The following is a 23,133-nucleotide window of genomic DNA, read 5'->3' as shown; positions in this document are numbered from 1 at the left end:
ACAACCGGTGAGGGCCTAGCTTTCGGGAACGAAGTCCCCGTAGCCGGCCGCCCGGAGCCCCGCACGCAGCTTCTCCGCGTTGGCGTCCAGAACGGCCGGGTCCGGGTTGTGATCCACGGAGGCGAAGTCGAAGTCGGCCATGCTCCGCGACGGCCACACATGGACGTGCATGTGGTTGATCTCGTAGCCTGCAACAATCAGGCCGGCCCGCTCGGCCGGGAAAATGTCCAGCTGGACGGCACCGATCCGCCGGGCCACTTCCATGACCTTCCCGAGGGTTTCCGGTGCGGCGTCGGTCCAGCGGTCCACCTCTTCGGTGGGAACCACCAGTGTGTGTCCGTCCGCCAGCGGGCCTGTGGTCAGGAACGCCACGACGTCCGGCTCGCGCCAGACGAAGCGTCCGGGGATCTCGCCATTGATGATCTTCGTGAACAGGGTGCTCATGCGTCTGCCTCCTCGGCCGGGGCCTGCAAGGTGCTGGTGTCCAGCACAAAACGGTACTTGACGTCGCCCGCCACCATCCGGTGGTAGGCCTCATTCAGCTGGTCGGCGGAGACCATTTCGATGTCCGCCACCACGTTGTGTTCAGCACAGAAGTCCAGCATTTCCTGTGTCTCGGCTATGCCACCAATCATTGAGCCGGCATATGCGAGCCGCCGCATCAGCGATCTCGGGTTGACCGGAGGCATTGCCTCCGCCGGCAGCCCCAGTTGGAACAGCGCACCATCCACGCGCAGGGTGCGGAAATACGGATTCAGGTCATGCGGCGCGGCCACGGTGTCGATGATGAGGTCGATGCTGCGGTCGGCGGCCGCCATGGCGTCCTCATCCCGGGAGAGGATGACCTCGTCGGCCCCGAGCTCAAGGGCAGCCGCCACTTTGGTTTCGGAGGTGGTGAAGACTTTGACCACGGCTCCCATGGCCTTGGCAAGTTTCACGGCCATGTGGCCGAGCCCGCCGAGGCCCACCACGCCCACCACGTCACCTTCCGCCACGTCGAAGTGCCGCAGCGGTGAGAAGGTGGTGATTCCAGCGCAGAGCAACGGCGCGACGGCGGCGGGGTCAAGGTTCGCGGGCACTCTGAGCACGTAGCGGCGGTCCACCACTACGGAGGATGAATAGCCGCCCTGGGTCATGGCGTCACCGTTGCGCGAGTCCTTGCCGCCGTAGGTTCCGGTCATGCCCACTTCGCAGTATTGCTCCAGGCCGTCCAGGCAGCTATCGCATTCCCGGCAGGAGTCAACCATGCATCCCACGCCCACACGGTCGCCCGGCACGAAATCCTCCACGGCAGAGCCCACGCGGCTCACCGTTCCCACGATCTCGTGGCCGGGCACCAAGGGATAATTCCTGGCGCCCCATTCGCCGCGCGTGGCGTGCACGTCTGAATGGCACAGTCCACAGAATTCGATGGCGATCTCCACGTCGTCCGCTTTGGGGGCGCGGCGGGCCACGGTGAGGGGCACCAGCCCGCTGTCCGCGGAGGCCGCACCATACGCGGCTGCCAGCAGGCCGGCACCGGAATCGGGCACACCGGTGTCGGCAGGCAGCACGGGGCGGGCAAGGGGTGGCGGTACGGGGCGTCCTGGGGTCATACCTGCGACGCTACCCCCGCAGGCCGGGGCTTTTCCACTTGAAGCGCGCCAGGCCGCCACGTCATCATTCCGTCCGTCATCATTCCGGCCGCTACGTTCCGGCCAATACGTCCGAGCCGTTACGTCCGAGCCGTTACGTTCGGGCCGGCCTCCCCGGGGCCGCTCCGGTTGCCACCGGGAGATCGGGATTGTTCGACCATTCCGAAAAGGACCCCGGATAGAGGGCGGCGCGGAATCCTGCGATTTCCAGGGCGGCCACCTCGTGGGCGGCCGTTACCCCGGAACCGCAATAGACGGCCACCGGGACGTCCTCCCGGATTCCAAGGTCCCGGAATCGCCGCCGCAGCTCGGCCGCCGGCAGGAAGCGCCCCGCTTCGTCCAGGTTCTCGGCGGTGGGAGCGGACACGGCACCCGGAATGTGCCCCGCCCGCGGATCCACGGGTTCCACCTCGCCGCGGTACCGCTCGCCCGCCCGGGCGTCCAGCAGGATGCCGGTGCCGGGCCAGCCCGCCGCTGCGGCAAGATCTACCGCCGGCATGCCCGTCCCCGTAAAGGAAACATCCCCTGGCACCGGATCAACAGGGCCGGATTCCAGCGGAAGCGCGGCGCGCTGCCAGGCAGCCAGACCGCCGTCGAGCAGGTAAGCGTCCGGAAAGCCCGCACTGCGCAGCATCCACCAGGCACGGGCTGCGGCCAGATTGCCGCTGTTGTCGTACGCCACCACCACGTCACCGGCGCTGATTCCCCAGCGCCTGGCGCTGGCTTGGAATTGCGACGCCCGCGGCAGGGGGTGCCGGCCGCGCGCCGGAGCCGGAGGTGCTGCAAGCTCCGTGTCCAGGTCCACAAAAACAGCACCGGGAAGGTGCCCCTCAAGGTAGTGTTGCCGGCCATTCGGGTCCCCCAGGGACCATCGGACATCGAGCAGAACCACATGCCGGTCCGCGTCCAGCAGGGAATGCAGGCCCGGAACGTCCATCAAGACCTCTGCGCTGTTCGGCATGCAGTTCTAAACCTCCACCGATTCCCGCGGCGCAAGGTGCGCGAACTTGGTGCCATATTTCCCACCCAACCGGGAAACGTGCCCTTCGACCATTTTCAGGCCCGTCTCGTTCAAGAGGCCGTCATGAATCTGGAAGGCCCGCGGAGCCCGGACGCTGACAACAAAATCCACCACCTCGGCCGCTTTGCTCCACGGCGCGTGGATGGGGACCAGGAGGGTCCGGACACTGAGTCCGTCCGGGACAATGAACGAATCCCCCGGATGGTAGACATTCCCGTCCACCAGGTAACCGATATTGGCCACGAGGGGGATCTGCGGGTGGATCAGCGCGTGCTGGCCGCCGAAGCTGCGAACCTCGAAGCCGGCGGCATCAAACGTAGAGCCAGGTTCCACCGGATGGATCCGCTCGGCAGCCTGCGGTGCTTCCTCCTGCAGCGTTGCGGCAACGCCGGCCGGAGCGAAAACGGCCAGGTCGGCCGGGGCTTCCAGCGCCCGGGTCATGGCCGGGACGTCCACATGGTCCGGATGCTCATGGGTGATCAGCACGGCGTGCGCGCCGTCCAAGGCCTCGGCTGACTCAGAGAATGTGCCCGGATCAAGGACCAGGACCTTTCCATCCTTCTCGAGCCGGATACAGGCATGCGTGTACTTTGTCAGCTTCATAGCGCCAGCCTAGGTTCCGCATCCGGGACTTCCAAGACCCGGCCTCGTGGCGCCGGCTGGTAATCTTGATGTTTGCCACCGTCCCTCAGGGAAGCGAGTACGTCCATGCCGTTCGGCACCAAAGCTGATGCGACGCCGTCGAACGCTCCCTCCGGCGTCGGCACCAACGCCCTGGGCAGGGCGCCGTCCACCGCCGGCAAGGAGCAGCGCGTCACCAAGCAGCGCGTGGCGGTCAGCACCGCACTGGACGAACTGGACGATTTCGTCAGCACCCAGGAGCTGTACCGCATCCTGCAGGGCAAGGGCGTCTCGGTGTCGCTGGCAACGGCGTACCGGATCCTGCAGTCACTCGCCGACGACGGCCTGGTGGATGTGCTGCGCAACGGCGAGGGCGAAGCGGTCTACCGGCGCTGTGCCGTGACCGTGCACCATCACCATCTGCTCTGCCGCAACTGTGGCAAGGCTGTGGAGGTGGAGGCACCGGCGGTGGAAACCTGGGCGGCCAGGACCGCCGCGGAACATGGCTACACCGAGGCCGCGCACACCGTGGAGATCTTCGGTCTCTGCCCCGAATGCACTGCCCTGAGGGCCGCCGGCAATCTCTGACACCCCGGATCAGGCGGCGCGCACCAACCGCCCGTCGATCCCCTTGTTGGCACGGACGCCGCCGATAATCCGGCACACCACGTAGATCAGGAATGACAGGGTGGTGACATAGGGGCTGATCGGGATGCGTCCGCCCAGCGCAAGCAGGATCCCGCCCACCGTGGCCGTGACGGCAAAGATGACGCTCAGGACCACCAGGACCACGGGGGAGGACGTCACCCGCAGTGCGGCCGCCGCCGGTGTAATGAGCAACGCCAGCACCAGTAGCGCCCCCACCACCTGGATGGACAGCGCAACGCTCACACCCAGCAGCACCATAAAGACGATTCCCAGGGTCCGGACGGGCACGCCGCGGGCCTCGGCCAGTTCCGGGTCCACACTGGCGAAGTTCAGCGGCCGCCAAATGAGCACCAGAGCCGCGATGACCACCACGGCAGCGCCGGCGAGGACCTGCAGCTGAACTGTATCGACCGAAACGATTTGTCCGGTCAGCAGGCCGAATTTATTGGCGGCGCGGCCCTGGTAAAGGGAAAGGAACAGAATCCCCAGGCCCAGGCCGAAGGGCATGATCACGCCGATGATGGAGTTTTTGTCCCGCGCCCTGACCCCCATCAGGCCCAGGAGCAGAGCCGCCGCCACCGAGCCGATCAGGGAACCGAACACAATGTCGGCGCCGATCAGCAGGGCAAAGGCCGCGCCGGCGAAGGAGAGTTCGGAGATGCCGTGGACGGCGAAGGCCAGGTCCCGCTTCATCACGAAGGTTCCCATCAGGCCACCGAGCAGCCCCAGGACGGCGCCCGCCCAGATCGAGTTCTGGACGAGTGCCAGGAGTTCGCCATAGTTATCGAAACTGAAGATGGCGGCGATGATGCTGTCAGCGTCCATCAGGCCACCTCCCCCGCCGTTGCATGGACATCGTCGTGGTGGTGGGTGGTGGCGTCCGGGAGGCCGACGACGACGATGCGTCCGTTCGCGTGGATGACTTCCACGTGGCTGCCGTAGAGTTCCGAGAGGACCTCCGTGGTCATGACCTCCTCCGGGGTTCCCACCATGAAGCGGCCCCCGGCCAGGTACAGCACCCGGTCAACGTAGTCGATGACCGGGTTGATTTCATGGGTCACGAAGACCACGGCACTGTTCTGCTCATGGCATTGTTTGTTGATCAGGGCACTGACGGCCTGCTGGTGGTGCAGGTCCAGTGACAGCAGCGGCTCGTCGCACAGGAGGACCTTGGGATCGGTGGCCAGGGCCTGGGCCACGCGGAGGCGCTGCTGCTCGCCGCCGGAGAGCTGTCCGACGGGTACCTTGGCGTAGTCAGTTGCCCCGACGAGGTCAAGGAGCTCATCGATCCGGCGGTTGACCCGGGACGCGCCCAGGCGAACGCCCCAACGGTGGCCGTCCACCCCGAGCCCCACCAAGTCGCGGGCCCGCATAGGCGTGTCCGGCGCGAACGATTTCTGCTGCGGGATGTAGCCGATCAGGCTGCTTCCGCGTTCCACCGGCCGGTCCCCCAGGGTGGCAGTGCCGGCCTGCAGGCGTTGAAGGCCCAGGAGCACCTTCAGGAAGCTCGTCTTTCCACTGCCGTTGGGGCCCAGGACGGCGAAGAACTCGCCGGACCTGATGTCCAGGTCGAGATCCTCCCAGAGCGTGCGTTTGCCGAACTGCAGGGACGCCCCGCGGAGGCTCACCACCGGTTTCACCTATTTTTCTCCAAAACTTTGCTGATGTTGTCCACATTGTCCGTCATCCACTGCAGGTACGTCTTGCCTTCAGGCAGGGTCTCACTGAAATCCAGCACCGGGACCCCGGCCGCCTGGGCAGCCTTCTTCAGGACTTCCGTTTGGGGACCGTCTGTCTGATCGTTGTAGGCAAGGAACCTGATGTCTTTGGATCCGGCCAGTTCGGTGGCTGCCTTCAGCACTGCGGGCGGTACGTCGGAGCCTTCTTCAATGGCCGCTGTGTACTCTTCCGGGGTGCTGTTCTTCAGCCCCGCAGCTTCGAGGAGATACAGAGGTACCGGCTCCGTCACCGCCACCGGTGCACCGTCGATTTTGGCCTTAAGCGCGGCGAGCCTGGCGTTCAGTCCGTCCACGCCGGATTTGAAGGCTGCCGCGTTGGCGTTGAACTCAGCGGCAGATCCGGGCTCCAGTTCGCCCATTCGGGCCGCCAGGGAATCTGCCAGCTTGACCATGGCGTCCGGGCTGTACCAGACGTGCTCATTGAACGCACCGTGCTGATGGTCGTGTGCATCGGTGGCCGGGGCCGACCCGGTGTGGCCCTCTTCCGGGGCCAGGCCGGACACCTCCACTGCCGTGAGGATGTTGTTGTGCCCGATATTGCTGTCATCGGCCATCTTGTGGAGGAATGCGTCGTAGCCGCCGCCGTTCTCGATAACCAATTCCGCTTTGGAGATCGCCAGCCGGTCCTGAGCTGTGGCTTCATAGGAATGCGGGTCCTGGCTGGCCTTGGTGATGATGGCGGTGACGTTCACTTTATTGCCGCCGATTGCACCGGCAATGTCGCCGTAAACGTTGGTTGACGCCACAACGTTGATCACGCCGGGCGAGTCAGCAGAGCCCTGGGACTTCGACGGTGCGCCGCCACCGGCCCCGCACGCCGTCAGCAGGAGGCTGAGGCCCGCGAGCGCGGCAAGTGACGTTCGGATGGCTGCGGGGTGGCGCACGGAAACCTCAAATCAACAGGGCTGAATTCTAACGACTTCCCCAACCCTAACGCTAAATGGGAATGATTCCTATTTAGATATGCCGGGACGGAAACCAGTGTTCCCGTCCCGGCACCACAGCCGGCCCTCCCGCGGCGGCGTTTAAGTGCCGTTCGGTTGGCCGAGCCGCCTGATTCCGGTGGCTTGGGTGGCATCCCGGATCTCCCCCACAAGCTGTTCAATAACGTCTTCCAGGAACAGCACACCGTGGGTCTGGCCGTCTGCGCCGATGACCCGGGCGAGGTGCGAACCGGTCCGTTGCATGACCGACATGGCCGTTTCAACCTCATCGCCCAAGGACAGGTTCGCCAGGGAGCGGATCCTGCTCTCCGCAATCGGGTGCTGGTAGTCCTCGTCCGGAATGGAGAGCACGTCCTTGACGTGCAGGTAGCCGGACAGCATGCCGTCCTCGTCCACCATCGGGAACCTGGAGAAACCGGTCCGGCTGACAGCCTTTTCAAACTCCACCGGGGTGGTGCTCTCCTTCAGCATGACCAGTTTCTCCACCGGGACCATAATGTCCTCCGCCGTATATTCGGAGAACTCCAGCGCACCCGTGATGAGCCCTGCGTCGTCATCCACCAGCCCGTGGCGGGTGGATTCCTGCACGATCGACTGGACCTCTTCGAGGGTGAAGGAAGAAGTCACCTCGTCCTTGGGCTCAATCCGCAGGAGTTTGAGGATGTGGTTGGCGGTCCAGTTCAGCGCGAAAATGACCGGGTTCACCAGGCGGGCCACAAACATCAGCGGCGGCGCGAGCAGCAAGGCCGCCTTGTCCGCCACCGAGACGGAGATGTTCTTCGGCACCATCTCCCCGAACGTCACGTGCAGGAAGGTCACCACCATCAGGGCGATGGCAAACGCCGCCACATCGGCCGCCTCGACCGGCAGCCCTACCGCTTCGAGCGGCGCAGCCATCAGGTGGTGGATGGCGGGTTCGGCCACCTGCAGGATCAGCAGTGAACAGACGGTGATGCCCAGCTGCGCACATGCCAGCATCAGCGAGACATTTTCCATGGCCCGCAACGTGGTTTGCGCCCGTTTCGAACCGGCGTCCGCGAGAGGTTCGATCTGGCTGCGCCTCGCGGACATCACCGCGAATTCGGCACCGACGAAGAACGCGTTGCCCAGCAGGAGGACCACCAGCCAGGCGAGGCCTGCCCAGTCACTCATGAGGTACTCCTGTCGTCCGGGTGCCCAGCTTCAGGAGCAACGGGGTGGAAGCAGATCCGTTCGATCCGCCGGCCGTCCATCCGGGTCACGCTCAGCGTGCCACCACCGACCGGGACGGTATCCCCCACGGCAGCGATGCGCCCCAGCTGGCTCATGACATACCCGCCCACGGTCTCATAAGCGGCTTCATCCGGGACCGCGAGTCCGGGAATCTGTTCGAAGAGTTCGTCGGGCCGCAGCAGACCCGGGAAATACCAGTCCCCCGAGGCGCTCTGCAGCAGTCCCGGCCGCACTTTGTCGTGCTCGTCGGCCACCTCCCCCACGATTTCCTCCACGAGGTCTTCAAGGGTGGTGATGCCGGCGGTTCCGCCGTATTCATCGAGGACGACGGCGAGTTGCAGGTTCCCTTCCCGCAGCTCGGCCAGGAGCGCATCAAGGTGGATGGTTTCGGGCACCCTGAGGACATCCGTCATGATGGCGCCGGCCTCCAGCTTGGAGCGCCGGTCCCACGGCACGGCAACGGCCTTCTTGACGTGGACCAGGCCCCTGATGTCGTCGGCGGACTCGCCGATGACCGGAAAGCGGGAGTACCCCGTGCGCCGTGCGGCGTCCAGGATGTCCGAAACCGGCTGATCGGCGTCGATGGTTTCCACCCGGATACGGGGGGTCATGACGTCGGCGGCGGTCCGGGCCGAGAAGTTCAGGGTACGCGCCACGAAGTTCGCCGTCCCGGCGTCGAGCGTTCCCATGGCGGCGGAACGCCGCACCAGGGAGGCAAGCTCCGCCGGGGTCCGCGCACCGGAAATCTCTTCCTTGGCCTCAAGGCCAAAGACATTGAGGACCTTGTTGGAAAAGCCGTTCAGCACCACGATGGCGGGCTTGAAGATGGCCGTAAAGATCAGCTGCGGCCGCGCCAGCGCCTTGCCAAGCGGGAAGGACAGCGCGATGGCCATGTTCTTGGGCACGAGTTCGCCCAGGAGCATGGACAGCAGCGTGGCCAGCACCATGGCAATGATCAGGGAAATGGAGGCAGCAGCGACGTCGGGAATGCCGACGGCGGCCAGCGGGCCTTCAAGGAGTCGTCCCACCGACGGTTCCATCACGTAGCCCGTAAGCAGTGTGGTGAGGGTAATGCCGAGCTGGCAGCTGGAGAGCTGGGTGGAAAGGGATTTCAGGCACTTGAGCAACGGAACGGCACCGGTGTCACCGTTATCGATCGCCTTTTGCACGGTGGCCTGGTCAAGGGCAATCAGGGAAAATTCGACGGCGACAAAAAATCCGGTGCCGGCAATCAGCAGGAGGCCTGCCGCGAGGAGTAGCCACTCCATTCAGCATCCCGCCTGTTGGCCAGGGGAAGCGGACTGGATCCGGGGGAAACTGCCCGGCGGAGGATGGTCGGCCGAAGCGGACTCTGTTTCCATTAAGGCTCCGCCGGAGTGGACCGGGAGAGAGTGATGGGCGCGTGTTCGGGGTTTGCCGGCTCTGCGGGTGGACTGCGCGAGGCTGTGGTTCATGCTCCGCTGACAGCCCCCAGGCCGGCACCTAGATTTACTGTCCATAAGGAGATCAGTCTACAGGAGCGGATTGGGCCTTCCGCGAGGTCACGGACCGCTTGCGTCCGCCACATTTCGCGATCTCCCTGTCATTCCATGATTTCAGTCACCGTTATTGGCAGTTAACACAGAATGCTCATTAGACTGGCAAAGGTCCGGGTTCAGGACGCAGAAACTGGTTCGATTGTTGTGCTCAGGCACGTGGCGGCCAGAGGGACATCAAACTCATGGAAGAGGCGTATTTCAAGTGCCAGAGCAGCCTAGCCACCGTCTACCAGAGGAATTTGGCGGAAACGAGTGGCTCGTTGACGAACTGTACGAGCAATACCAAAAGGACAAGAACACCGTGGACGCCAAGTGGTGGCCGCTGTTCGAATCTTTCGACTCGGGCAGCGAATCGTCTTCCAACGGGAGCCCGGCAGCAGCCGTAGCCAACCCCGCCACCCGTGAAATGCCTGCCGTAGCACCTGCTGCGGCCCCTGCTGCGTCCGCACCGGCACCGGCGCCGGCGGCACAGCCTGCAGCACCGCCCGCCGCCCCCGCCGCGGCGAAGAAAGCCCCCGCTACGGTCGCCCGCGACGGCGCGAAGAAGGCCGAGCCCGGCAGCGTCCAGCCCATCCCTGCACAGCTGCCCAAGAACGTTAAGGCACCCTCCGTCCCCGAAGAGGACGTTGTTTCTGTCCTCCGCGGACCGGCCAAGGCGATCGCCACCAACATGATCACCAGCCTCGAGGTGCCCACGGCCACCAGCGTTCGCGCCATTCCGGCGAAGCTGCTGATCGATAACCGCGTGGTCATCAACTCCAACCTGGCCCGCGCACGCGGCGGGAAGGTTTCCTTTACCCACCTCATCGGCTACGCCGTGATCCGGGCCCTCGCACAGTTCCCCTCGATGAACGTCTACTACGACGAAATCGATGGCAAGCCGGTTGCTGTTCAGCCGGCCCACGTCAACTTCGGCATCGCCATTGACATGCCCAAGCCGGACGGCACCCGCCTCCTGATGGTGCCGAACATCAAGAAGGCGGAGACCCTCAACTTCTCCGAGTTCTGGCACACCTATGAGGACCTCATCAAGAGGGCCCGCGCCGGAAAGCTGACCGCTGACGACCACTCGGGCACCACTGTGTCCCTGACCAACCCCGGCGGCATCGGCACCGTACACTCCGTGCCGCGACTGTCCAAGGGCCAGGCCGCCATCATCGGCGTGGGCGCATTGGACTACCCCGCCGAGTTCCAGGGCGCGAGCGAAAAAATCATCGCGCAGAACGCCATCAGCAAGGTCCTCACGCTGACCTCAACCTATGACCACCGGGTCATCCAGGGTGCCGGCAGCGGCGAGTTCCTCAAGCTGGTCCACCAGCTGCTCCTCGGCGCGCAGAACTTCTATGACGAAATCTTCGAATCCCTGCGCATCCCTTACGAGCCGGTGCGCTGGAGCCCGGACCTCCAGGTGGACCCCGCCGACGAGATCAACAAGGTTGCCCGGATCCAGCAGCTGATCCACTCCTTCCGCGTGCGCGGCCACCTGATGGCAGACACCGACCCCCTGGAGTACCGCCAGCGCAAGCACCCGGACCTCGATGTGCTCACCTACGGGCTCACCCTTTGGGACCTGGACCGTGAATGGCCCACCGGCGGTTTCGGCGGCGCCCCCATGCTCAAGTTCCGCGACATCCTCGGTGTGCTCCGCGACGCCTACTGCCGCACCACGGGCATCGAATACATGCACATCCAGGAGCCGGAAGAACGCAAATGGTTCCAGGACCAGCTCGAGCACCCCTACTCGAAGCCCAGCCGCGAAGAGCAGTTGCGCATCGTGTCCCGGCTCAACGCTGCCGAAGCATTTGAAACCTTCCTGCAGACCAAGTTCGTGGGCCAGAAGCGCTTCTCCCTGGAAGGCGGCGAATCCCTGATTCCGCTGCTGGACGCGGTCATTTCCGAAGCCGCCGACGACGGCCTTGACGAAGTCGCCATCGGCATGGCCCACCGCGGCCGCCTGAACGTGCTGACCAACATCGCCGGTAAGACCTATGCCCAGGTATTCCGCGAATTCGAAGGCACCCAGGATCCCCGCTCCGTGCAGGGCTCCGGCGACGTGAAGTACCACCTCGGCACCGAAGGCACGTTCACCTCGGAGAACGGCAACGAGACCAAGGTCTACCTGGCTGCGAACCCGTCCCACCTCGAAGCCGTGGATTCCGTCCTCGAAGGCATTGTCCGCGCCAAGCAGGACCGCCTGGACCAGGGCGAGGCCTTCCCGGTCCTGCCCATCATGGTCCACGGCGACGCCGCCTTCGCAGGCCAGGGCGTTGTAGCTGAAACGCTGAACCTGTCCCAGCTGCGCGGCTACCGCACCGGTGGCACCATCCACGTGGTGGTGAACAACCAGGTGGGCTTCACCACCGCGCCGTCGTCCTCGCGTTCGTCCACGTACTCCACGGACGTCGCCAAGATGATCCAGGCACCGGTGTTCCACGTCAACGGTGACGATCCCGAAGCCGTGGTACGCATCGGCCAGCTCGCCTACGAGTTCCGCCAGCGCTTCCACAAGGACGTTGTGATCGACATGGTGTGCTACCGCCGCCGGGGCCACAACGAGGGCGACGACCCCTCGATGACCCAGCCCATGATGTACAACCTGATCGAAGCCAAGCGCTCCGTACGCAAGCTGTACACCGAGGCACTGATCGGCCGCGGCGACATCACCGAGGAAGAAGCAGAGCAGCTGCTCCGCGACTACCAGGAACGGCTGGAACGGGTCTTCGCTGAAACGCATGCGGCCCAGACCTCGCCCATCCCGATCATCACTGCTGATTCGGCCGCCGTCTCGGACATTGAGCGGCCCATCGCGCAGCAGGCTGACATGGGCACGAACGCCCCTGCCTCCACGGCCATCTCGCCGGAGACCCTGGCCCGGATCGGCCACGCCCACATCGAGATTCCCGAGGGCTTCACCGTCCACGCCAAGCTCAAGCAGCTGCTTGAGAAGCGTGAGCAGATGTCCCGTGAAGGCGGCATCGACTGGGGCTTCGGTGAGATTGCAGCGTTCGGCTCACTGATCATGGAAGGCGTGCCTGTCCGGCTCGCCGGCCAGGATTCACGCCGCGGCACCTTCGTGCAGCGACACGCCGTGTTCCATGACCGCGCCAACGGCAACGAGTGGCTGCCCCTGGGCAACCTTTCGGACAACCAGGCCAAGCTGTGGATCTACGACTCCCTGCTCTCCGAATACGCCGCCATGGGCTTCGAATACGGCTACTCGGTGGAACGCCCTGATGCCCTGGTGCTGTGGGAGGCGCAGTTCGGCGACTTCGTCAACGGTGCGCAGACCATCATCGATGAGTTCATCTCCTCGGCCGAACAGAAGTGGGGCCAGCGCTCCTCCCTGGTCCTGATGCTGCCGCACGGCTACGAAGGACAGGGTCCGGACCACTCCTCCGCCCGGATCGAACGCTTCCTGCTGATGTGCGCCGAAGAGAACATGATCGTGGCGAACCCGACCACGGCGGCATCGCACTTCCACCTGCTGCGCCGCCAGGCCTACAGCCGGCCGCGGAAGCCGCTGATCATCTTCACCCCGAAGCAGCTGCTGCGCCTCAAGGCTGCCGCCTCGTCCGTGGAGGACTTCACCAACGGCACCTTCCGCCCCGTCATCGGTGACCATGAGCAGCTGGCGGCAGACGCCGTCGAACGCGTGCTGCTGGTTTCCGGCCGCCTCTACTACGACCTTCTGTCCACCCGGCAGAAGACCGATGACAAGACCACCGCGATTATCCGCGTGGAGCAGCTGTACCCGCTGCCGCACGAGGAGATCGCCGCGGAACTGGCCAAGTACCCGAACGCCGAGGTTGTCTGGGCGCAGGACGAACCCGCCAACCAGGGACCGTGGCCGTTCATGGGCCTGCATCTTCCGGAGGCGCTGGACCGGCGCGTCCGTCTGGTGTCGCGTCCCGCCTCCGCTTCAACGGCCGCAGGGTCCATGAAGCGGCACGCGAAAGAGCAGGACACGCTGCTGAAGCAGGCATTTGCACGGAAGTAGTATCCGAGGCTGCCCGGCCGGACGTCGAAATACCAGACTCCGGCCGGGCAGTTCTGTTTAATGGGATGAACATAGCCACGCCGGCTGGCTTCAGTCGGCACGGACGTTAAGAGGGACTTGTGGAAGACAGGAAGCTGCGGCTCGCAGCTGTTGGAGATGAACTGCTGGCCGGACTGGGAGATCCCAGGGCGCTCGGCTGGCTGGGCCGTGTGCTGGCCCGTACTCCCCACGACGGCGTGGCCATGGAAAGCTATGCCCTCCCCTGTCCGATGGAAGGAACGGAGGGGCTCGCCGCCCGCTGGCTGGAGGAGGCCGGAAGGCGGTTCAGTGACCTCCATGAGAACCGGCTGGTCATAGGCCTCTCCGGGCGCGACATCGAGTTCGGACTCTCCACCGCCCGTAGCCGCCTGAATCTGGCCAACATCCTCGACACTGCATCCCAGAACCGGATCGAGGTTTTTGTGGTGGGTCCGCCGCCCACCCTCGACCCTGCCCAGAACCGCCGCCTCGCGGAACTGAACACCGCATTCGCGGACGTGACCACCCGGCGCAAGCACCTGTACGTGGACACGTTCTCACCGCTGTTGAACCACGAGCAGTGGCGCCAGGACCTGGCAGCGAACAGCGGCACCCCGGGCCAGGCGGGCTATGGGCTGATGGCGTGGCTGGTCCTGCACCGCGGCTGGTTCCAGTGGCTCAAGATCGACGCCCCCGAGTAGCCGCCCCAAACGCTCTCTCACTTAATGCGGGTTTTTCCTGAACCCTCCCGCAGTCCCGGTGGACACCGCAGCCGCAAGTTCGCGATATATCTTGACCTCTGCCGCGCCGCGCTATAGCGTGAACTCATAACACACGATATATCGCGGCCATGGAGGATCAATGTCAGAGAACAGCTGGACCGTCACCGACCCCCAGGTTATTGACTTCGACGGCGTCAGGTCGCTGAAGCTCGGGATGGTCCGCGGGCGGTTCGACATCGTCACCCACCCGGACCCCGTGGTCCGCCTCGAGATCAGCGAAGTTCAGGGCGATCCTGTTGCCGTGTCCCTGACGGACGGCAGGCTTGAGGTCCGCCATCAGCTCAACGGGCCCCAGGGCTGGTTCAAGAACCTCATGGGCACGGTCAACCACAACAGCAACAATTCCGCCGTCATCAGCATCGCGGTACCCGCCGGCGTCGAGGTGGAGGCAGGCACCGTCAGCGGCGATGGCCTGGTGTCCGGCATCAGCGGGCATACCCGCCTCAGCACCGTTTCGGGTTCAGTGATGGCGGACCAAACCTCGGGCCGGTTGCAGGTCAACACGGTCAGCGGCGAAGTCATTGCTCGGAACCATGACGGCATCCTCAGCGCCAAGAGCGTCTCCGGCGAGGTGACGGCCTCCGGCCGGTTCACGAACATCAGGGCCAACACGGTCAGCGGTGACATGAGCTTCGATTTGTTCAGCTTCACGAACGACTTCGGCGCCAACTCCGTCTCGGGCGACCTCACCATCCGGTTGCCGCACGACGTCGGCGTGGACATCGTGGCGAAATCCGCCAGTGGCGTGGTGGTCATCGACGATCGTCAGTACTCCCAGCCCAACGGGAAGGTTGAGACCATCGCTGGTCCGGACCGCAAACTGATGCTCGTGCGGACCAATTCGGTGTCCGGCAAGACGTCCATTTTCCACGGACAGCCGGCCCGGAGAGACAGTGCCCAGGATCCGGAAGCAGCGCAGTAATGCCTCCGGTATTCGCCCACGGCGCGCTCCGACTATACCTGCTTGCACTGCTCGAGTCCGGCCCCAAGCACGGATACGAACTGATCAAGGCCCTCAGTGAACGGTTCGGCGGCACCTACTCCCCCAGCGCAGGCACCATCTACCCGCGCCTGGGCAAACTCGAAGAGGAAGGCCTGGTGGCCACCGAAACATCGGGCCGCCGCACCAACTACCGCATCACGGCGGCGGGGCTGGAGGAACTGAACCGGCGCAGGGACGAACTCGCCGGCGTCGAGAATGACATTTCGGTTTCGGTCCGGCGGCTGGCGGACAACCTGCGGGCGGACATTCGCGCCAATATGCGCGGGCTCCGGGCCGATCTTGCCGCCACCGCCGAAGCAGCCCGCTCTACCGCCCGCAGTGCCGACTTCAGAAAGGCCGGCAGCCGGCAGACCTCCGAGGGGATCCGCGAGCTCAAGGAAGCCGAGATGCTGCTCCAGGCGTTCCGGGACGATCTCCGGGTGGAACTCCGCCTGCAGGCCAGCCGGCAGCCGCTCAGCCCCGTCACGCTGGAAACCGTGAGGACCGTGCTTGACCAGGCGCGCATTTCCATCCGCAACTCCCTGCCCGGCTAAACCGGAGGCCCGCATTGTTTACGGGAACCCCCTCCCCGTTTCGCGGCGTGTCCCATGGTGTGGGAGACTTGAGGGCAGCTCTTTTGAGTACCAACATTTAAGGAGGCCAGCTATGAGCAAGCGTGCACGTAAACGTCGTGACCGTAAGCGTGGCGGCGCGAACCACGGGAAGCGCCCCAACACCTAAGCCCATGCTTGGAGTAACGGTTCAAGCGAAGGACCCCGGAAGCCACCTGGCTTCCGGGGTCCTTCGTCTTAACGCCTGCTGACGCGGTTAGTCCAGCCCGCCGCTGCCGCCATTTTGTGAGGGTTTAGGCGTCCACCGGGCGGATGGCGTGGATCCGGTCCAGGATGGCGTTCTTCAGGTTCTCCGGCGCCGCCTCTGTACAGGAACGCTTGACCACCTTGCGGATGACGCACTCCAAGTCGTATTGCTCGGTGCACTCCGGGCAATCGTCGAGGTGGTGCTTGATTTCCGTGATGTCCTCACGGGTCAGGGCGCCGTCGAGGTACTCGTAGATGCGTTGCATCCGCGTGTCATCGCAGTCGCCCAATCCTTGGCAGTCGCTCATTTCCTGTTCTCCTGTTGTGTACTCGCAGCCGGGTCCTGTGACTCCACTGCGCCTTTGAATCCTCGATCGGCGGCATAGTCCGCCAGCAGGTCCCGCAACATCTTCCGGCCGCGGTGGAGCCGGGACATCACAGTGCCGATCGGCGTGTTCATGATGTCCGAAATTTCCTTGTACGCGAATCCCTCGACGTCTGCGAAGTACACGGCGAGCCGGAACTCCTCAGGGATGGACTGCAAGGCCCGTTTGACGTCCGAATCCGGCAAATGGTCAAGGGCCTCAGCCTCAGCCGACCGCAGGCCGCGGGACGTATGCGACTCCGCCCTGGCCAACTGCCAGTCCTCGATCGTGTCCGAGTTTGACTGCAACGGCTCGCGCTGCCGTTTGCGGTACAGGTTGATGTAAGTATTGGTCAGGATCCGGTACAGCCACGCCTTGAGGTTGGTGCCCGGCTTGTACTGGTGGAACGCGGAGAAGGCTTTGGTGTAGGCCTCCTGGACGAGGTCCTCCGCGTCGGCCGGGTTCCTGGCCATGCGCATGGCCGCCGAGTAAAGCTGATCCACATACTGCATGGCGTCACGCTCGAAGCGGATCCGCCGTTCTTCGGTCGACTCCGTGGCCATGTCCACAGCCGGCTCGGCCGCGCCGGCAGGCTCGGCAGAGGATTCCTCCGCAGCGGAAATCTCCGCGGCGCGCTCCTCTGCTTGGGGCGCGGCGTCCTTTACCGTTTCGGGCGGTGCCTGCGTTCCGGTCACCTGCGCGTCCGATTCACCTGCAGCCGCTTCCGCCGCCACAGCGGGCGAATCTTTCCGGGCGTCGCCGCCGGTCTTGGCGCCGCTTTGCGGGGCCCCATACATGGCCTCAACGGCCGGATCCACGGTACTCATTGCGCCCAAGTCTACTGTGACGGCCTTGGCGCGCGGCGTTCCGTACTGCGGCGGATCGGATTCGAGAGCCTGCAGTCTGAGGGGACCGGATGTCTCCACACCGTCTTTCAGCAACCGCAAGGGCAACTCCGTTCTCTTTCAACGCCGCCCTGGCACGAGCCGACGTTAGGTAAAAATATCCGGGCAGTTGAACTTCTCGCCGCCAGCGTTCGGCGGACCTTCAATGGATAACCCCGGTTGGCGGGCAAATATTCCTCAAAAGTGCAAGACTAGAACGGACTTCGCCGCATCTGAGCGGTTCGTCCAGCCAGGAGGAAATTCATGTCCTTTGCCCGCACCCTCGCCCGGCCCATGTTGGCCTCCAGTTTCGTTTTCGCCGGACTGGACAAGCTGAAGAACGCCGATGACACGGCGCAGCAACTCTCTCCGCTCCTGCAGAAGGCCGCCGCGTCGCTGCCTTTCCAGGCTGATGAAAAGATGCTGGCCCGCGTGATCGGCGGAACCCAGGTGGGTGCCGGCGTGCTGTTCGGCCTCGGCAAGTTCAGCCGTCTTTCGGCCACCGTGCTGACAGTCATATCGCTCCTGAACACTTTTGTGGAGTGGCGCAGCGCTGACATCAGCACCAAGGCAGGCCGGGAGGCCCGCCGTAACCAGCTCCTGAAGAATGTTTCCCTGAGCGGTGGCGCCCTCCTGGCCTCAGTGGACACCGCCGGGAAGCCCGGCCTCGCCTGGCGTGCCGAGCACATTGCAGCCGACGCCCGGAAGACGGCTGCGGAGGCCCGGAAGACCACCGGCAAGAAGCTTCACAACGCAGACAAAGCCGTGCGCCGCGCCGTGCACGCAACGGGAGCATAAGCACGCATGACAGGTTCCACCCCGCCAGCACTCCCTGATTCCGACAACCTCACCGTGAACTGGCCTGCCCCGTTTGCGAGCCGTCCCATTAACGCCACGGTGACGGTGCCCGGCTCGAAATCGCTGACCAACAGATTCCTGGTGCTGGCTGCACTGGCTGACGGCCCCTCCCGCCTGCGGGCCCCCCTGCACTCGCGCGATTCCGCCCTGATGGTCGAGGCCCTTCGGCTGCTGGGCGCCACCATCAGGGAGGTGCCCGGGGACAGTGCCTACGGGCCCGACCTTGAGGTGACGCCGCTCAGCCCGGATGCGACGTCGTCGCGCACGCACATCGATTGCGGCCTGGCCGGAACGGTGATGCGTTTTGTCCCGCCGTTGGCGGCGCTGCGGAAGGGTGCCAGCGTTTTCGACGGCGACCCGCACGCCCGGAAGCGGCCCATGGGCGCCATCATTGATGCCCTCAGGGGGCTCGGCGTGGCCGTGACAACGGACGACGGCGGGACCCCCTCCTCGCTGCCGTTCACCGTGGAAGGCACGGGGGAAGTCCGCGGCGGCCACCTGGTCATTGATGCCAGCGGCTCGTCCCAGTTCGTTTCGGCCCTCCTGCTGGTGGGCGCAAGGTTCACCGAGGGGCTCCACCTCGAGCACGTGGGCAAACCCGTGCCCAGCCTCGACCACATCAACATGACCGTGGCGGTCCTCCGCGGCGCCGGCGTCTCCGTTGACGATTCCACGCCCAACCACTGGGTGGTGGCACCGGGACCCATCCGCGCCTTCGATCAGCGCATCGAACAGGACCTCTCGAACGCGGGCCCCTTCCTGGCCGCCGCTTTGGCCACCCGGGGGACTGTGCGGATCCCGAACTGGCCGGCCAAAACCACCCAGGTGGGCGACCAGTGGCGCAGCATCCTTGCAGAAATGGGGGCGGACGTCAGCCTGGCCGACGGCGTCCTGACTGTCACCGGCGGACCCGAGATCAAGGGTGCGGACTTCGACGAGACCAGTGAGCTCGCCCCCACCGTAGCCGCTCTGTGCGCACTGGCCACGAGTCCGTCCCGGCTCACGGGCATCGCACATTTACGCGGCCATGAGACGGACCGGCTCGCGGCGCTGGCCACTGAAATCAACCGCCTCGGCGGTGATGCGGAAGAAACCAGCGACGGCCTGGTGATCCGTCCGGCCAAGCTGCGCGCCGGCGTGGTCCACAGTTACGCCGACCACCGGATGGCCACCGCCGGGGCCATCCTGGGCCTGGCCGTGCCGGGCATTGAAGTGCAGGACATTGGAACCACAGCCAAGACCATGCCCGAGTTCCCGCAGATGTGGGCGGAAATGGTGGCGCAAAACGCGGCTCCCGCCGACCCAACGGAAGGTCCCAGCGGTGGCGCGCAGCACTGATTCGTGGGATGAGTCCGACGTCCGGATCCGTCCCAGCAAAAAGGGCTCCCGGCCCCGCACCAAGGACCGCCCCAGCCATGACGACGCCGTTACCGGCCGCATCATCACGGTGGACCGCGGACGCTACACCGCCGTGGTGGGCGAGGACTCGGGTGACGAACGGATCATTATCGCCGCACGGGCCCGGGAGCTGCGACGCTCCCCCGTCGTGGCCGGCGATTTCGTCTCCCTCGTCGGAGACGTCTCCGGCGAGCCCGACACCCTCGCCCGGCTGGTCCGGATCCAAGACCGCCGCACCCTGCTGCGCCGCAGCGCCGATGACACGGATCCGATCGAACGAGCGGTGGTGGCCAACGCAGATCAGCTCGTGGTGGTGGTGGCAGCCGCCAACCCGGAGCCACGCACCGGATTCATCGACCGCGCCCTGGTGGCAGCGTACGACGCCGGGATTGAGCCGCTGCTGCTCGTCACCAAGGCGGACGTCAAGGATCCAGCGGAACTACTGGCAAATTATGAGCACCTGGACTTCCCGGTCATCATCAGCCGGACGGCCGACTCCGCCGCTTCCGGCATCGACGCGCGCTCCGACGACGGGCTGTCGGCCCGACTGGACAGTGACGCTGTGTCGCAGCTTCGCGCGTATCTGGACGGCAAGGTCACGGTGATGCTCGGCCATTCCGGCGTCGGCAAGTCCACCATGGTCAACGCGCTCACCGGCGCCGAACGGGCAACGGGCGGCGTGAACGCGGTGACGGGCCGCGGCCGCCACACGTCGTCGTCGGCCCTGGCCCTGAAACTGACCGATGCTCCGGCGGGCAGTTGGATCATCGACACCCCCGGTATCCGTTCGTTCGGCCTGGCGCACGTGGACCCGGACCGGATCCTGCGGTCCTTCCCGGACCTGGAGCCTGGCACTGATGCCTGCGAGCGTGGCTGTAAACACAACTCTGCTGCGGTCAATTGCGGCTTGGACTCATGGGTGGCCGAGGGAAAGGCCGGTCCAACCGGCCCCGCCCGGCTGGCCTCACTACGGCGGCTGCTGGGTTCTGACCCGAGGCTTGTAGGCCAGGAAAGCAAGGAGCTCGGCACCGTCGGCTAGCGTCCGGACGCCCACCTCCCCAACGCCGCGGCGGTTTGACGGTAGTTTGGAACCATGATCCAACCCGCTTCGAGCTACAACGATGACCTGCGCCTGGCCCATGTGCTGGCCGATTCCGTGGATGACCAGACCATGAGCCGCTTCAAGGCCCTGGACCTGCACGTCGAGACCAAGCCTGACCTGACGCCGGTCACCGACGCCGACAAGTCTGCCGAAGAGGCCATCCGCGGCCAGCTGTCCCGCTCACGCCCCCGGGATGCGGTGCTCGGCGAGGAATTCGGCAGTTCCGGGCACGGCTCCCGGCGTTGGATCATTGATCCGATCGATGGCACCAAGAACTTTGTCCGTGGTGTCCCCGTGTGGGCCACCCTGATCGCCCTGGTGGATGAGGGGGAACCCGTCGTTGGCGTTGTCAGTGCTCCTGCGCTCGGCAAGCGCTGGTGGGCCGCGAAAGGCGCCGGCGCGTACATGGGCAGGTCCCTTGCCGCGGCAACCCGGCTCCGCGTCTCGAACGTTTCCAACCTTGCGGATGCCTCGCTGTCCTACTCGAGCCTGAGCGGCTGGAAGGAGCGCGGGAATCTGGACGAATTCCTGGGCCTGACCGAGGACGTGTGGCGTACACGGGCGTACGGCGACTTCTGGTCCTACTGCATGGTGGCTGAGGGCTCCGTTGACATTGCCTGCGAGCCGGAGCTGAACCTCTACGACATGGCGGCGCTGGTGCCCATCGTCGTTGAAGCCGGCGGCCGTTTCACCTCGCTGGAGGGCCAGGACGGCCCCTTCGGCGGCAACGCGCTGGCCACCAACTCCATCCTCCACTCCGAGGTACTCAAGCGGCTGAACCCGGAACTGGACGACCTGCTGTAAGCCCGTATTCCCGAATTATCGTCGGCGGGCCCCTCCTTTCGGAGGTGCCCGCCGTTCGCATCTTCGGGGATTCTGCCAATTCCGGAACTCACGTAACAAAGCCCTTAACATTCCGCCACGCTTTTTCGCTGCGGCGGGCATGTCCTACGCTCTTTAACAGGTCACGAGTGCCAGCGCTAAACCCCGGTTTGCTGGCCGGCAACCCTCCATTCGCGGTGGGGTGCCCCGGGTGACGACCAGGCCGCTCCTCAATGGACCCGGCAAGCGCGGATTCCCGGCACCGGGAGTCCTTTTAAAGTGAGGTCTCCGTGACAACTGCCACCGTCTCCCCCGCCGTCCAGAACAGCCATACCGTCCAGAACAGCCGTGCCGCAGCAGCTGCGGGTGAAAGCGCAGCGAGTGCCGGACGCCCCCTCGCCGCCGTCACCGGCGCTGAAATTCAGGCGCCGCTGATCCAGGGCGGGCAGGTTCGCTACGCCAACCTCGATTACGGCGCGTCAGCTCCTGCCCTGTCCGTCGTGTCGGCCTACCTCAACGAGATCCTGCCGTTCTACGCCAGTGTGCACCGCGGTGCCGGCTACGCGTCGCAGCTCAGCACATCCGTCTACGAGAACGCCCGGAACATCGTGCGGGACTTCGTGGGCGGGCGGCCGGACGACTCCGTCATCTTCACCCGCAACACCACCGACTCACTGAATCTTCTCGCCGGCTGCCTGCCGCACACGGACGGCCGGCTCGCCGGGGACGTCCTGTACCTGGACATCGAGCACCACGCCAACCTTCTGCCGTGGCAGGGTGTTCCGCACCGCAGCGTAGTGGCTGCACCCACCATCGCCGGAACCGTCGAAGCCCTCCGCGCCGAACTTCAGGAGGGCCGGGTCAGCCTGCTCGCTGTCACCGGCGCCTCCAACGTCACCGGTGAGATCCTTCCGATCGGTGTCCTCGCCGACCTGGCCCACCAATACGGGGCACGCATTGTGGTGGACGCCGCGCAACTCGCACCGCACCGGCGCATTGATATCAGCACTGACAACGTGGATTACCTGGCCTTCTCCGGCCACAAGCTCTACGCGCCGTTCGGGTCAGGCGTCCTGATTGGACGAAGTGACTGGCTTGATGCCGGCACACCGCACCTGGCCGGCGGGGGCGCAGTCAGGGAGGCAAAGCTCGACGGCGTCAGCTGGGCCACCGGACCGGCCCGGCACGAGGGGGGCTCACCGAACGTCCTGGGTGCGGCCACGCTGGCCCGCGCCACCCAGGTCATCGCGTCCCTGGACCAGGACCGCTGGCATGCCCATGAGGCGGCCATCAGGTCGTTCCTGGTGGAGGGACTGCAGAAGATCGACGGCATCACGGTCCACCAGATCTTCTCGGACACCGATCCGGGGACTGACACGATCGGCGTCGTAAACTTCTCCGTGGCCGGCTACGACGCAGGACTGGTTGCCGCATATCTTTCGGCAGAGCACGGTGTGGGCCTGCGGGACGGCCGATTCTGCGCGCACCCGCTGCTGAAGCGCCTGGGTCTTCCATCCGGATCGCTGCGGGCAAGTTTTGGTGTGGGGTCCCGGCTGGAGGACGCTGAACGGCTGCTGGCCGGCCTGGAGCAGCTGCGCCGCGCCGGCCTGGGCTGGGACTACGTGGTGGATTCGGGCCGCTGGGTTCCGGCCAACGACACCCGGGCCTACCCCCACTGGGCACCAAATACACCCGGCACTGCCGGGGCCGCGCCCTGCCTCGACGACTGATCCTACGGCTGGCTCCTACG

General features: G+C 65.2%; 22 protein-coding genes and 1 riboswitch. Of the genes, 11 read left to right on the top strand and 11 right to left on the bottom strand.

Annotated elements, in window-relative coordinates:
• Positions 1–15 precede the first annotated feature (15 nt).
• The 4 genes from PY310_RS10635 to PY310_RS10620 form a co-directional block, all read right to left on the bottom strand.
• Positions 16–444, bottom strand: coding sequence for an HIT family protein (locus PY310_RS10635; RefSeq protein ID WP_275214353.1), 429 nt, complete (start codon positions 442–444; stop codon positions 16–18).
• The gene (locus PY310_RS10630) at positions 441–1,595 is read right to left on the bottom strand and encodes an NAD(P)-dependent alcohol dehydrogenase (protein WP_275214352.1); all 1,155 of its coding nucleotides are present in this window, start codon (positions 1,593–1,595) and stop codon (positions 441–443) included. Before PY310_RS10630 ends, PY310_RS10635 begins: the two co-directional genes overlap by 4 nt.
• 133 nt (positions 1,596–1,728) lie before the next feature.
• Entirely contained in the window at positions 1,729–2,595 is an 867-nt protein-coding gene (locus PY310_RS10625; protein WP_419095469.1) for a sulfurtransferase, read from the bottom strand.
• Positions 2,596–2,601: 6 nt separating this feature from the next.
• On the bottom strand, positions 2,602–3,258 hold the full coding sequence (locus PY310_RS10620) for an MBL fold metallo-hydrolase (RefSeq protein WP_275214351.1): 657 nt from the start codon (positions 3,256–3,258) through the stop codon (positions 2,602–2,604).
• Between the two features lie 105 nt (positions 3,259–3,363).
• Here PY310_RS10620 and PY310_RS10615 point away from each other — a divergent pair, with 105 nt between their 5' ends.
• Positions 3,364–3,864 (top strand): Fur family transcriptional regulator, encoded by a 501-nt coding sequence (locus PY310_RS10615; protein ID WP_275214461.1) that lies wholly within the window; start codon positions 3,364–3,366, stop codon positions 3,862–3,864.
• Between the two features lie 9 nt (positions 3,865–3,873).
• On the opposite strand, the gene PY310_RS10610 is transcribed toward PY310_RS10615, so the two are convergent.
• The 5 genes from PY310_RS10610 to PY310_RS10590 form a co-directional block, all read right to left on the bottom strand.
• Positions 3,874–4,749 carry a metal ABC transporter permease gene (locus PY310_RS10610; protein WP_275214350.1) on the bottom strand — a complete coding sequence of 292 codons (876 nt, stop codon included), beginning with the start codon at positions 4,747–4,749 and terminating at the stop codon, positions 3,874–3,876.
• Positions 4,749–5,564 (bottom strand): metal ABC transporter ATP-binding protein, encoded by an 816-nt coding sequence (locus tag PY310_RS10605; RefSeq protein ID WP_275214349.1) that lies wholly within the window; start codon positions 5,562–5,564, stop codon positions 4,749–4,751. Before PY310_RS10605 ends, PY310_RS10610 begins: the two co-directional genes overlap by 1 nt.
• Positions 5,561–6,547 carry a metal ABC transporter solute-binding protein, Zn/Mn family gene (locus PY310_RS10600; RefSeq protein ID WP_275214348.1) on the bottom strand — a complete coding sequence of 329 codons (987 nt, stop codon included), beginning with the start codon at positions 6,545–6,547 and terminating at the stop codon, positions 5,561–5,563. The genes PY310_RS10605 and PY310_RS10600 overlap by 4 nt, the downstream gene beginning before the upstream one ends.
• Before the next feature lie 141 nt (positions 6,548–6,688).
• Entirely contained in the window at positions 6,689–7,759 is a 1,071-nt protein-coding gene (locus PY310_RS10595; protein WP_275214347.1) for a hemolysin family protein, read from the bottom strand.
• Positions 7,756–9,087, bottom strand: a complete 1,332-nt coding sequence (locus PY310_RS10590) for a hemolysin family protein (RefSeq protein WP_275214346.1) — start codon at positions 9,085–9,087, stop codon at positions 7,756–7,758. The genes PY310_RS10595 and PY310_RS10590 overlap by 4 nt, the downstream gene beginning before the upstream one ends.
• Positions 9,088–9,559: 472 nt before the next feature.
• Here PY310_RS10590 and PY310_RS10585 point away from each other — a divergent pair, with 472 nt between their 5' ends.
• The 5 genes from PY310_RS10585 (at position 9,560) to PY310_RS21640 (ending at position 15,877) form a co-directional block, all read left to right on the top strand.
• Positions 9,560–13,354: a multifunctional oxoglutarate decarboxylase/oxoglutarate dehydrogenase thiamine pyrophosphate-binding subunit/dihydrolipoyllysine-residue succinyltransferase subunit gene (locus PY310_RS10585; RefSeq protein ID WP_275214345.1), complete on the top strand. Its 3,795-nt coding sequence runs from the start codon at positions 9,560–9,562 to the stop codon at positions 13,352–13,354.
• A gap of 119 nt (positions 13,355–13,473) precedes the next feature.
• The gene (locus tag PY310_RS10580) at positions 13,474–14,073 is read left to right on the top strand and encodes a GDSL-type esterase/lipase family protein (RefSeq protein WP_275214344.1); all 600 of its coding nucleotides are present in this window, start codon (positions 13,474–13,476) and stop codon (positions 14,071–14,073) included.
• 160 nt (positions 14,074–14,233) lie between these two features.
• Positions 14,234–15,076, top strand: coding sequence for a DUF4097 family beta strand repeat-containing protein (locus PY310_RS10575; protein ID WP_275214343.1), 843 nt, complete (start codon positions 14,234–14,236; stop codon positions 15,074–15,076).
• Positions 15,076–15,690 carry a PadR family transcriptional regulator gene (locus PY310_RS10570; RefSeq protein ID WP_275214342.1) on the top strand — a complete coding sequence of 205 codons (615 nt, stop codon included), beginning with the start codon at positions 15,076–15,078 and terminating at the stop codon, positions 15,688–15,690. Before PY310_RS10575 ends, PY310_RS10570 begins: the two co-directional genes overlap by 1 nt.
• A 112-nt stretch (positions 15,691–15,802) precedes the next feature.
• Positions 15,803–15,877: a 50S ribosomal protein bL37 gene (locus tag PY310_RS21640; RefSeq protein ID WP_369299106.1), complete on the top strand. Its 75-nt coding sequence runs from the start codon at positions 15,803–15,805 to the stop codon at positions 15,875–15,877.
• Positions 15,878–16,001: 124 nt separating this feature from the next.
• Here PY310_RS21640 and rsrA read toward each other — a convergent pair whose 3' ends face one another.
• Both rsrA and PY310_RS10560 read right to left on the bottom strand, forming a co-directional pair.
• Complete coding sequence (gene rsrA / locus PY310_RS10565) at positions 16,002–16,262, bottom strand: mycothiol system anti-sigma-R factor (protein WP_275214341.1); 261 nt, start codon at positions 16,260–16,262, stop codon at positions 16,002–16,004.
• Complete coding sequence (locus PY310_RS10560) at positions 16,259–17,146, bottom strand: sigma-70 family RNA polymerase sigma factor (protein WP_419095468.1); 888 nt, start codon at positions 17,144–17,146, stop codon at positions 16,259–16,261. The genes rsrA and PY310_RS10560 overlap by 4 nt, the downstream gene beginning before the upstream one ends.
• Before the next feature lie 321 nt (positions 17,147–17,467).
• Between PY310_RS10560 and PY310_RS10555 the strand changes: the two genes are divergently transcribed.
• From PY310_RS10555 to PY310_RS10535, 5 genes are all read left to right on the top strand, one after another.
• Positions 17,468–18,001: a DoxX family protein gene (locus PY310_RS10555; RefSeq protein WP_275214340.1), complete on the top strand. Its 534-nt coding sequence runs from the start codon at positions 17,468–17,470 to the stop codon at positions 17,999–18,001.
• A 6-nt stretch (positions 18,002–18,007) separates the two neighbouring features.
• Positions 18,008–19,399 carry a 3-phosphoshikimate 1-carboxyvinyltransferase gene (gene aroA, locus PY310_RS10550; protein ID WP_275214339.1) on the top strand — a complete coding sequence of 464 codons (1,392 nt, stop codon included), beginning with the start codon at positions 18,008–18,010 and terminating at the stop codon, positions 19,397–19,399.
• Positions 19,383–20,498: a ribosome small subunit-dependent GTPase A gene (rsgA, locus tag PY310_RS10545; RefSeq protein ID WP_275214338.1), complete on the top strand. Its 1,116-nt coding sequence runs from the start codon at positions 19,383–19,385 to the stop codon at positions 20,496–20,498. Before aroA ends, rsgA begins: the two co-directional genes overlap by 17 nt.
• Positions 20,499–20,552: 54 nt before the next feature.
• On the top strand, positions 20,553–21,365 hold the full coding sequence (hisN, locus tag PY310_RS10540) for a histidinol-phosphatase (protein ID WP_275214337.1): 813 nt from the start codon (positions 20,553–20,555) through the stop codon (positions 21,363–21,365).
• A 159-nt stretch (positions 21,366–21,524) separates the two neighbouring features.
• Positions 21,525–21,638, top strand: a riboswitch (SAM riboswitch).
• Positions 21,639–21,673: 35 nt separating this feature from the next.
• Entirely contained in the window at positions 21,674–23,113 is a 1,440-nt protein-coding gene (locus tag PY310_RS10535) for an aminotransferase class V-fold PLP-dependent enzyme (RefSeq protein ID WP_275214336.1), read from the top strand.
• Positions 23,114–23,133 lie beyond the last annotated feature (20 nt).

The organism is Pseudarthrobacter naphthalenicus (assembly GCF_029076445.1).
In the GTDB taxonomy this organism is placed as follows: domain Bacteria; phylum Actinomycetota; class Actinomycetes; order Actinomycetales; family Micrococcaceae; genus Arthrobacter; species Arthrobacter naphthalenicus.
Note: the sequence above shows the minus strand (reverse complement) of the source record. Positions and strands in the feature narration are given on the sequence as shown.